Source organism: Longimicrobiaceae bacterium (assembly GCA_035696245.1).
In the GTDB taxonomy this organism is placed as follows: Bacteria; Gemmatimonadota; Gemmatimonadetes; order Longimicrobiales; family Longimicrobiaceae; genus DASRQW01.
Genome location: DASRQW010000423.1, coordinates 1 through 9,374, shown reverse-complemented (window position 1 = coordinate 9,374; position 9,374 = coordinate 1). Strand labels below are relative to the sequence as shown.

The 9,374-nt window shown below is 71.0% G+C and carries 10 protein-coding genes; 5 read left to right on the top strand and 5 right to left on the bottom strand.

Annotated features, from left to right (window positions below; genetic code table 11):
- The 4 genes from pheS to VFE05_18960 all read left to right on the top strand — a co-directional run.
- Window positions 1–648 (top strand): phenylalanine--tRNA ligase subunit alpha (gene pheS / locus VFE05_18975; protein ID HET6232165.1); only part of this gene is annotated, 648 nt, incomplete at its 5' end.
- A gap of 52 nt (window positions 649–700) precedes the next feature.
- A complete protein-coding gene (pheT, locus tag VFE05_18970; protein HET6232164.1) occupies window positions 701–3,151 on the top strand; it encodes a phenylalanine--tRNA ligase subunit beta in 2,451 nt (816 codons plus the stop codon).
- Window positions 3,132–3,446, top strand: a complete 315-nt coding sequence (locus tag VFE05_18965) for a hypothetical protein (GenBank protein HET6232163.1) — start codon at window positions 3,132–3,134, stop codon at window positions 3,444–3,446. Before pheT ends, VFE05_18965 begins: the two co-directional genes overlap by 20 nt.
- Window positions 3,443–3,799, top strand: a complete 357-nt coding sequence (locus VFE05_18960; protein HET6232162.1) for a cell division protein ZapA — start codon at window positions 3,443–3,445, stop codon at window positions 3,797–3,799. Before VFE05_18965 ends, VFE05_18960 begins: the two co-directional genes overlap by 4 nt.
- Window positions 3,800–3,943: 144 nt before the next feature.
- On the opposite strand, the gene VFE05_18955 is transcribed toward VFE05_18960, so the two are convergent.
- The 5 genes from VFE05_18955 to VFE05_18935 all read right to left on the bottom strand — a co-directional run bounded on the left by VFE05_18955 (window position 3,944) and on the right by VFE05_18935 (window position 7,028).
- Window positions 3,944–4,210: a pinensin family lanthipeptide gene (locus tag VFE05_18955; protein HET6232161.1), complete on the bottom strand. Its 267-nt coding sequence runs from the start codon at window positions 4,208–4,210 to the stop codon at window positions 3,944–3,946.
- Window positions 4,211–4,352: 142 nt separating this feature from the next.
- A complete protein-coding gene (locus VFE05_18950; protein ID HET6232160.1) occupies window positions 4,353–4,925 on the bottom strand; it encodes a 2OG-Fe(II) oxygenase in 573 nt (190 codons plus the stop codon).
- A gap of 121 nt (window positions 4,926–5,046) precedes the next feature.
- Window positions 5,047–5,460, bottom strand: a complete 414-nt coding sequence (locus VFE05_18945; GenBank protein ID HET6232159.1) for a hypothetical protein — start codon at window positions 5,458–5,460, stop codon at window positions 5,047–5,049.
- 114 nt (window positions 5,461–5,574) lie between these two features.
- A complete protein-coding gene (locus VFE05_18940; GenBank protein ID HET6232158.1) occupies window positions 5,575–6,009 on the bottom strand; it encodes a YcxB family protein in 435 nt (144 codons plus the stop codon).
- A gap of 185 nt (window positions 6,010–6,194) precedes the next feature.
- Window positions 6,195–7,028, bottom strand: a complete 834-nt coding sequence (locus tag VFE05_18935; protein ID HET6232157.1) for a methyltransferase domain-containing protein — start codon at window positions 7,026–7,028, stop codon at window positions 6,195–6,197.
- Window positions 7,029–7,292: 264 nt separating this feature from the next.
- Here VFE05_18935 and rny point away from each other — a divergent pair, with 264 nt between their 5' ends.
- Entirely contained in the window at window positions 7,293–8,858 is a 1,566-nt protein-coding gene (gene rny, locus VFE05_18930) for a ribonuclease Y (GenBank protein HET6232156.1), read from the top strand.
- Window positions 8,859–9,374 lie beyond the last annotated feature (516 nt).

Genomic DNA, 9,374 nt, shown 5'->3' with positions numbered 1-9,374 from the left:
TTCAGCCGCGTGGCGGGGCCCGAGGTGGAGACGGCGGAGTACAACTTCACCAAGCTCAACACCCCGCTCGACCACCCCGCGGCCGACATGCACGACACCTTCTACCTGGCCGACGGCGTGGTCCTGCGCACGCACACCTCGCCGGGGCAAGCGCACGTGATGGAGCAGTACAAGCCGCCCATCCGCGTGGTCGTTCCCGGCGTGGTGTACCGCCGCGACCCGTTCGACGCCTCGCACGCGCCGGCGTTCGAGCAGCTGGAAGGGCTGGCGGTGGACGAGGGGATCACGTTCGTGGACTACAAGGCGACCATCAGCACCTTCGCGCGCCGGTTCTTCGGGCCGGGCACGAAGACGCGTTTCCGCCCGTCGTTCTTCCCGTTCACGGAGCCCAGCGCCGAGGTGGACGTGTCGTGCCAGATCTGCGGCGGCACCGGGTGCAGCGCCTGCAAGGGCACGGGCTGGATGGAGATCATGGGCAGCGGCATGGTGCATCCCAAGGTGTTCGAGAACGTGGGCATCGACCCGGAGCGGTACACGGGGTTCGCGTTCGGCATGGGGCCGGGCCGCATCGCCATGCAGCGCTACAAGATCCCGGACATCCGCCTGCTGTACGAGAACGACGTGCGCTTCCTGGAGCAGTTCTCCTGAAGCGCCGCCGAACGCCTTCGATGATTCCGACGACGACCGACCGGGTGGATAGATGAACGTTTCGTATCGCTGGCTGAAGGCGCTCGCTCCCGCCATCCAGGGCACGCCGCAGGAGGTGGCCGACCGGCTCGCCCTCCTCGGCGCGCCGGTCGACGAGATCGTGGACCTGGGCGCCGGGATCGGCGGCGTGGTGGTGGCGCGCGTGACCGACGTGCGCCCGCACCCCAACGCGGACAAGCTGCGCATCTGCACGGTGGATGCGGGCGCGGGGGAGCCGCTGCAGGTCGTATGCGGCGCGCCGAACGTGGAGGCGGGACGCTTCTACCCGTTCGCACCCGTGGGCGCGACGCTGCCCGGCGGGCTGGCGATCAAGAAGGCGAAGCTGCGCGGCGAGGCGAGCGAGGGTATGCTCTGCTCCGCGCGCGAGCTTGGCCTGGGCCGCGACCACGCCGGGCTGATGACGCTGGCGGGCGAGTACGCGCTGGGCACGAGCTTCCGCGACGCGCTGGAGCTGGACGACGCGCGCCTCGTGGTGGACGTGACGCCCAACCGCCCGGAGCTGCTGTCGCACGTGGGCGTCGCGCGCGAGGCGGCGCCCGGCGGCGCGGAGGACGTGCATCTGCCCAGCTTCCCGAACGCGCCGACGACGTTCCCGCAGATCGTGTCCGCCGGGGCAACGGGCTCGCTGCCGTCCGCCGGGGTGGAGATTGTGATCGAGGACGTCGCCGGGTGCCCGCGGTACATGGCGGCGGTCGTGCGCGGCGTGAAGGTCGGAGCGTCGCCGGAGTGGCTGGCGACACGGCTGCGCGCGGTGGGCGTGCGCCCCATCAACAACGTGGTGGATGCGACCAACTTCGTGCTGCTGGAGCTGGGCCAGCCGCTGCATGCGTTCGACCTCGCCAAGCTCCGCGGTGGGCAGGTGCGCATCCGCCGCGCATCTCCCGACGAGAAGTTCACGACGCTGGACGGCACGGAGCGCACGCTGCTCGCGACCGACCTGATGATTGCCGATGGCGAGCGTTCGGTCGGCATCGCCGGGGTGATGGGCGGCGAGAACAGCGAGGTGGGCGACGACACGACCGACCTGCTGATCGAGTGCGCGCTCTTCGACCCGCTCTCGGTGCGGAAGACGTCGCGGCGCCTGGGCCTATCCACGGACGCATCGTACCGCTTCGAGCGCGGCGTGGACCCCGAAGGCCAGGCGCTGGCGACGAGGCGCGTGTGCGACCTCATCGTCTCCGTGGCGGGTGGACGGGTTGAGGAGGTCGTCGATCTGAATCCCACTCCGTTCCAGCGGCCCCGCATCTCCCTGCGCCCGCGGCGGGTGGAGAAGCTGCTCGGCGTCTATCTCCCGACGACGGAGATCGGCGAGCTGCTGCGCTCCATCGGCTTCGGCGTGGAGGGCGACGGCGGCTCGGCCGACGCGATGCTGGAGGACGGCGGCGACGCGGCGGGCGCGGGAGATGGCGCGCTGACGGTGTCGGTGCCCGGCTTCCGGCCGGACGTGACGGGCGAGATCGACCTGATCGAGGAGATCGCGCGGCGGCGGGGCTACGAGTCGTTCGCCGAGGAGCTGCGCCCGTTCCGCCCCAGCGAGGTGCCGGACGACGCGCTGGTCGCGGTGGAGCGGCGGGTGCGCGAGGTGTTCGTGGCGCGCGGCTTCCTGGAGGCGCGCACGGCCGCCTTCGCGCCCGAGGCCGGCAACACGCTGCGGCTGCTCAACCCGCTTTCGGCCGAGGAGGGCTTCTTGCGCTCGTCGCTGGCGCCGGGGCTGCTGCGGCGCGTGGAGCACAACTTCGCCCACGGCGTTCGCGACGTGCGCCTCTTCTCCGTAGGCACCGTCTTCGCAGCCGGCGGGGCGGGGGAGATGCGCGAGGAGATGCGGTTCGCCGCCGTCCTCACCGGCGCGTCGCGGCCCGCGAGCTGGACGGGCGAGGCGCCGCCGCTGGACACGTGGGACCTGAAGGGGCTGATGGAGGAGCTGTCCGCCGAGTTCCCGCAGGGCGCGGTGCAGCCGGGCGAGTGGGATGCGCTCGCGCCCGTGACGGACCCGTCGGTGCGCTTCCGCCTCGTCTCCGCCGGGGACTTGGTTGGCGGCGGCGGCCTTGTCGCGCCCGCGGCAGTGGATGCGCCCGCGTGGGCGGCACCCGTGTTCGTGGTCGAGGCACGCATGCCGGCGAAGCTCGCCGACCGCCGCGGCGTTCTGTACCGCGAGCTGCCGGTGTTCCCCGCGTCGGAGCGCGACATGGCGCTGCTGGTGCCGCTCGCCGTGGCTTCGGCCGAGGTGGAGGCGGCGATCCGCGAGTCCGCCGGGCCGCTGCTGGAGGCGGTGTTCCCGTTCGACCTGTACGAGGGCAAGGGGATCCCGGACGGCACGCGCAGCCTAGCGTGGCGCCTGCGCTTCCGCACGCCGGACCGCACGCTGACCGACGCGGAGGTGGACAAGTCCGTGCAGCGCGTCCTCGCCGCTCTCCAGGACCGCCATGGCATCGCCCGCCGCTGACGAGGCTACCGCCGCGGCCGAGGCGGGGTGGGAGCGGCTGGAGGCCGCCGCCCGCTCCGCTGCCGGCACGCTCGCCGACCTCCGCCGCCGCACGGCCGACGCGGAGGCGGAGGTCGTGCGCCTTCGCGCCGTGCTGGAAGACGTGACTCGCGACGCGGCATCCTCGGGCGAGGGCGACGGGGCGGAGATGCGGCGCCTGCGGGCCGAGAACGCGGTGCTGCTGAGCCGCACGGCCGAGGCGCGTACGCGAATCGCCGCGCTGCTGTCGCGCTTGGCCGTGCTGGAGGGCCGGTGAGCCGCCGCAAGCCCGCCGCGCCGCGGCACACCGTGACGGTGGAGATCGCGGGCGACCGCCACATCCTGCGCTCCGACGCGCCGCCCGAGTACACGCGCGCCGTGGCCGCCCACGTGGACGCCACGGTCCGCGCGCTGCCGCCCACGCTGGAGCCGCACCGCGCGGCGATCCTGGCCGCGCTCTCCATCACGGACGAGCTGTTCCGCGCCCGCGAGGAGATCCAGGCCGTCCGCGAGGAATCCGCCCGCCGCGCCGCCACTCTCTCAGCCGTGTTGGAAGCCGCGGAGGCGGGCCGCCCCATCCCACCGCCCGAATCGGCGGAGACGGCTGGAGCGAAGAAGAAGGCGCGGTGAGCGGATCGGATGCGGACCTGCTCGCACCTTCCGATCGTAAACGATGAAGAGGCCCGTCGCGGGATGCGGCGGGCCTCTTCATGTCTGCGCTTCGGTCGCTTCTCATGCGCTCGGGAGAGCGCAGCCTACGCCGCCAGTACTCGGCTAACCGCAGAACGCGGTGTCGCCGCAGAGCATGCACCCGCTGGCCGGCTGGCAGGTATCGAACAGATGATAGCAGGTGCGGTGGCATGACCCGTTGACGGTGTCGTCGCAGACCGGGGGCTGCGATCCCGGCTCGCACGTGTCCGTCTCGCAGTCCGTGGTGAGGCCGGGCGACATTGCGTGGATGGTCCCGCTCGCCGCCCCGATCGCCTGCGTTTCGAAGCTATCGACTTGCAGGTCTTCCAGCTTCAACGTGATCTTCCGCATCTGGGCCTCCGGGCTGGGGGGTCAAGGCCGCAAGCCGTTGCTCCGCCTTCGAGTTACGACTTGCCATCGGGAGTTCACGATGCCGCTCTACGCCACCTCCTCGCCACCCCTTTTCAGACGCTGCGAGCTCCTGGCCGATGAGTTACCTGAACCACGTGGCGATGGTGTAGCGCTCGCCGTGGGTGACGGGCGTGACCTCGTGTGTGGTCTCCGCGCGGAAGAGGACGAGGGTGCCGGGCGTGGCGGGCGCGGGGATGGGCTCGCCGGGCTCCGAGTACGGGCGGTGGAAGAGGAGCGAGCCGCCGCCGTACGTGTCCGGCGTGGGCTCGTCGGAGTGCGTGCTGAGGAAGATCACGGCGGAGATGCGGCGGTGGCGCGAGTCGTCGTACACCAGCGGCGTGTTGCCGTCCTGGTGCGGAACGAAGAAGTCGCCCTCCTCGTAGCGCAGGAACTGCGGCTCCTCGCAGTCGTTCAGAGCCACGCCGAAGTGCGCCTCTATCTCCGCCTTGCGCGCAAGCAGGCGCTGCCGCAGGGCCTCGCGCACCTCGGCGGGGACGGCTACGCGTGTGGCCTTGCGCACGCTCGCGTGGACGGCACCCCCGGCTGCAGCGCTGAGCACCGTTGCCGCTGCCCCCGCGGATTCGCGGAGCGCCGCCATCAGCTCCCCGTGCGCAGCGGCGTCGAGGAAGTCGGGAACCACGAGCAGATCCACCATGTGTGCGGCCGGCACGGGAGATGTGAGGTGCGTCCGCGGGATGGGAATCGCGAACGTGAGATGTGGGGCAGATGCGCGGTAGCGGGCGCATCTGCCCGAAGCGGGCGGACGGCGGGTGCGGCTAACGGTGCCGAGTGGTGTCGCCGGACGAGGTGCCGGAGGCGGGCTCTTCGCACGGCAGCAGGTCGAGTTGCGTGGAGGCCGAGTTGCCCAGCCGCCAGCGCCAGCAGCTCGACGTGCCGGGCAGCAGCGTGGTCCCGTACGACAGCGGACCGGCCGAGCCGCCGCCGTTCGTCCTCGCCCGCAGCACCACCGTAGCCTGCGTGATGCCCATCAGCGGCTTGCAGACCTCCGAGCCGGGATCGACGTCGAAGCGCGTGCTGCCCGCGCGAGCCACCAGCGTTCCGTAGCCCACCGTCGCGTTGCGCACGCACAGCCGCAGCGGGCCGGAATCGGCCTCGGGCGCGCTCCCGTGGCGCAGGGGCCCACAGGCGGCCGCGAAGATCAGGACGACCGTCAAGAATCTACCGAGCATACGAGCTCCTCCGGGTGAGAGTCGGGGCCGAACCGCGCAGATGCCGTGCCGATGGGCGCCGCAGGGGAGCGCCGGCATTCCCCGTCCCCGCCGCTCTGCCCCAGGCAGTTTCGTTCAGGCGTGGGAGGTGAACGACGCGTGGGGCATCCGCTCGCGGAGAAGCCCACGGATGTGGTCCAGCTCGGCCGGCGTGGAAAGGAGCCGCTTGGGAAGATACACGGCGCAATTGGCGCTGTAATACATGAGGAAGAACTCGGCGGTCTCGACCACCCGCGAGAACCGGTCCCATCTCAGGGCCGTCGAGCAGGTGTCGCAGCCACCCTCCGCCCCGTCGGTGCCGAGAGCGAGCCACTGCGGCCCGCTGTGAAGCTTCGTGTGCGCGCGCACGCTGGCGCGGCGGCCCCACCAGGGCAGGATCACACTCCACATGAGGAAGATGCCGATCCACCGGGCGTTCTCGGAAAGGATGCTGCCCACGGAGCGATGTTCGGATACGGCGCCGGCAATGGACGTCGCCAAGACCACCAGGCTGAGGAGCGAGAAGCCCATGATGATCCAGCGGATGGGCGACCTGCGGAACAGGATGCGGCGCACGGCCAGGTGATCCCGCGCCGACCAGTCCCAGGTGAACCTCGGTGCTTCGGTCGATTGCATGGTTCAGGGCGAGGTTTCGTTTTCGTTCGAGATTCGTACGAGATCGGGCCGGCGATATCGGGCAGCGGTCTGCGTGGCGGTCAGCCCTTCACGCCCACGATCTCGATCATCGGCGGGGTCCAGAAGAAGGAGGCGGGGTCGTTCGCGCGGCGGTGCCAGCCGTCCATGAACTCGGCGCGCTCGGCTTCGGTGAGCAGGCCGGATTCGACGAGGGAGGGGAAGTAGTTGTCGAAGAAGGTCTCCGGCCACTTCCACAGCGCGGTGCCGGGGCGGGCGATGCGCTGGATGGGGCGCACCGACCGGGGCTCCAGGCCGTGGCGCCGCATCATCGCCGGCAGCGCGGCGCCCACGTCGGGATCGCCGCCGTGCGCGCGGATGCTCTCGGCGACGGCGCGGAAGCCGCGGGCGAACACGGGCGCGGGCGGGGAGACGAACGCGCCTTCGTAATGACAGTAGTCGTGTACCACGAACGTCCCGCCCGTCCGCAGCGCCCGCCCGACGGAGGCGACCACCGCGTCCGGGTCGCTCACGACGAAGAGCACCCAGCGCGCGTACGCCCCGTCGAAGCTTGCGGCGGCGAGGGGCAGGCGCTCCACGTCGCCCACCTCCGCGGACACGTTGGCCAGGCCGCGCCCCTCCGCCTGCGCGCGCAGCTCGGCCACGAAGCGCGCGCTGGCGTCCACGCCGTGCACCCGCCCCCGCGAGCCGACGAGCTGGGCGAGGTCGAACGTGGCGTAGCCGGGGCCGCAACCCACGTCCAGCAGCGCCTTGCCGGGCCCGAAGCCGCCCGCCTCCCAGCCGGCGGCGGCCTCGCCGCGCCACACCTGGTGCTGGAAGCCCAGCCGCACCAGCTCGTCGCGGTCGGTGCCCAGGACGTACTCGTGCTCGGCTTCGGGGTGCTGGCGGTCGGTCATGCGGCGGTTCCGGGGTGTGAGGAAGGGGAACCCGCGAAGCTACGCCGCCCGCCATCTTCCGACAAGCCGCACCCGCCGCCGTGGCACCGGGGTTGCGGATGCAAGTGCGACTTCGGTATGTTTTTCGTGCGGCCCCTTCGCCGCGCGCATACGCCCGACAGTCATGCGTGGGATGCGACGGTGGCAGGAGGAACTCCGTTTCTGCCACCGCGCCTTATTGTACCCTGCCGCGGGCCTCGTGCCCGTGCCGGAAATAAAACTCAGATGCAAACGATTCTGATCGCCCTGGCGGCCGCCCTCGTGGCGGGCGCCGGGGGCTTCATGGTGGGCAAGAGCCTGCTGGAAGGGCGCCTCCGCAGCGCACGCGCGACCGCGAACGACGAGGCGGCGCGCATCCGCTCGGCCGCCGAGGGCGAGGCCGAGAGCCTGCGCAAGGCCGAGGTGCTGGCCGGCAAGGAAGAGGCGTTCCGCGCCAAGGAGGAGTGGGAGCGCGAGGAGGCCCGCCGCCGCGACGAGATCGAGCGCGTGGAGCGCCGGCTCCAGGAGCGCGAGGAGTCGCTGGACCGCAAGTTCCACCTGGTGGAGGAGAAGGGCCAGGCGCAGGAGAAGCGTGCCGAGGCCATCGCCGCGCGCGAGCAGGCCGCCGAGGCGCAGGAGCAGGAGCTGCGCGGCCGCTTCGCCGAGGTGCAGCACCGCCTGGAGTCGCTGGCGGGCCTCACCGGCGACGAGGCGCGCCGCACGCTCATGCACGAGATGGAGGAGGAGGCGCGCGCCACCGGCGCCCAGCGCGTCCGCGAGATCAAGGAGGAGGCGCGGCGCGACGGCGAGCGCGAGGCCAAGAAGATCATCTCCCTCGCCATCCAGCGCATCGCCGCCGACCACACGGCCGAGACCACCGTCTCCGTCGTCTCCCTTCCGTCGGACGAGATGAAGGGCCGCATCATCGGCCGCGAGGGGCGGAACATCCGCGCCTTCGAGCAGGCCACCGGCATCGACGTCATCATCGACGACACGCCCGAGGCGGTGGTGCTCTCCGGCTTCGACCCCATCCGCCGCGAGACGGCGCGCATCGCGCTGGAGAAGCTGGTCAGCGACGGGCGCATCCACCCCGGCCGCATCGACGACGTGGTCGCGAAGAGCCGCAAGGAGGTGGAGAACGGCATGCGCGAGGCCGCCGAGGAGGTGCTGTACGAGCTGGGCATCCACGGCGTGCACCCCGAGGTCGTCAAGGTGCTGGGGCGCCTGAAGTTCCGCACGTCGTACGGCCAGAACCAGCTGCTGCACTCCAAGGAGGTGGCGCTGCTGGCCGGCAACATGGCGGCCGAGATGGGCTTCGACGCCACGCTCGCCAAGCGCATGGGCCTGCTGCACGACGTGGGCAAGGGCATGACCCACGAGCACGAGGGCACCCACGTGGAGCTGGGCTGGAACCTGTGCAAGAAGTACGGCGAGGGCCCGCAGGTGCTGAACGCCATCAAGGCGCACCACGACGAGGAGCCGCACCTCTACCCGGAGACCTTCCTGGTCACCGCCGGCGACGCCATCTCCGGCTCGCGCCCCGGCGCACGGCGCGAGATGTTCGAGACGTACGTGAAGCGCCTGGAGAAGCTGGAGGAGATCGCCACCTCGTTCCCCGGCGTGGAGCGCTGCTTCGCCATCCAGGCCGGCCGCGAGCTGCGCATCCTGGTCACGCCCGAGCAGGTCAGCGACGAGGACATGACTCGGCTCAGCGAGGAGACGGCGCGCCGCATCGAGGCCGAGCTCCAGTACCCCGGCCAGATCAAGGTCGTCGTCATCCGCGAAACCCGCGCGGTCGACTTCGCGCGGTAGGCTTTCGTCTCCCAACCCAGTCGCCTGCTTCGCCAGAAGCGGCCCAACGATGCGGGAGATGAACAGCCGGGGATGCCGGGCGGTTGAAACCGCGGCAACGACTGCGCAAAGTCCGCCTTCGCGGACTAACCCCAAGCCTCCGGCGCGGAGCCCCTCGCGCCAGTCGCTGCTCGACAAATCGCCCGGTCCGGGCCGAGTCTCATCTCGGTTGGGATCGGGCGATTTCGTTTGCTTCTCTGCCGGGGATGCGTCGATTGAATCGAATCTGTCGGAAGATGCGATCTCGCTGATGGCGAGCGGAGGCGAAGAGACGCCGCACGGCGCAACGACCGTGGCGACGTCATCGTCGGCCATCCGATGTATCTACCGCGAAACGGCTTTCGACGGAAGCGCAGGCACGAAACCCTCTCCCAAGCAGCTCTACCCATTACCCACAAGTGTGTCCTATACTGCCGCCGGGTAAACAAAGGGTACAGGGGCCAAGGAGGAGGGATGGGAGCGGAGTGGGTAGAGACG

Bases quoted from the DNA above. Each gene is read 5' to 3' on its own strand.
- pheT (HET6232164.1), top strand. From the start codon at position 701: ATGAACGTTTCGTATCGCTGGCTGAAGGCGCTCGCTCCCGCCATCCAG.
- VFE05_18965 (HET6232163.1), top strand. From the start codon at position 3,132: ATGGCATCGCCCGCCGCTGACGAGGCTACCGCCGCGGCCGAGGCGGGG.
- VFE05_18955 (HET6232161.1), bottom strand. From the start codon at position 4,210: ATGCGGAAGATCACGTTGAAGCTGGAAGACCTGCAAGTCGATAGCTTC.
- VFE05_18950 (HET6232160.1), bottom strand. From the start codon at position 4,925: ATGGTGGATCTGCTCGTGGTTCCCGACTTCCTCGACGCCGCTGCGCAC.
- VFE05_18945 (HET6232159.1), bottom strand. From the start codon at position 5,460: ATGCTCGGTAGATTCTTGACGGTCGTCCTGATCTTCGCGGCCGCCTGT.
- VFE05_18940 (HET6232158.1), bottom strand. From the start codon at position 6,009: ATGGGCTTCTCGCTCCTCAGCCTGGTGGTCTTGGCGACGTCCATTGCC.
- VFE05_18935 (HET6232157.1), bottom strand. From the start codon at position 7,028: ATGACCGACCGCCAGCACCCCGAAGCCGAGCACGAGTACGTCCTGGGC.
- rny (HET6232156.1), top strand. From the start codon at position 7,293: ATGCAAACGATTCTGATCGCCCTGGCGGCCGCCCTCGTGGCGGGCGCC.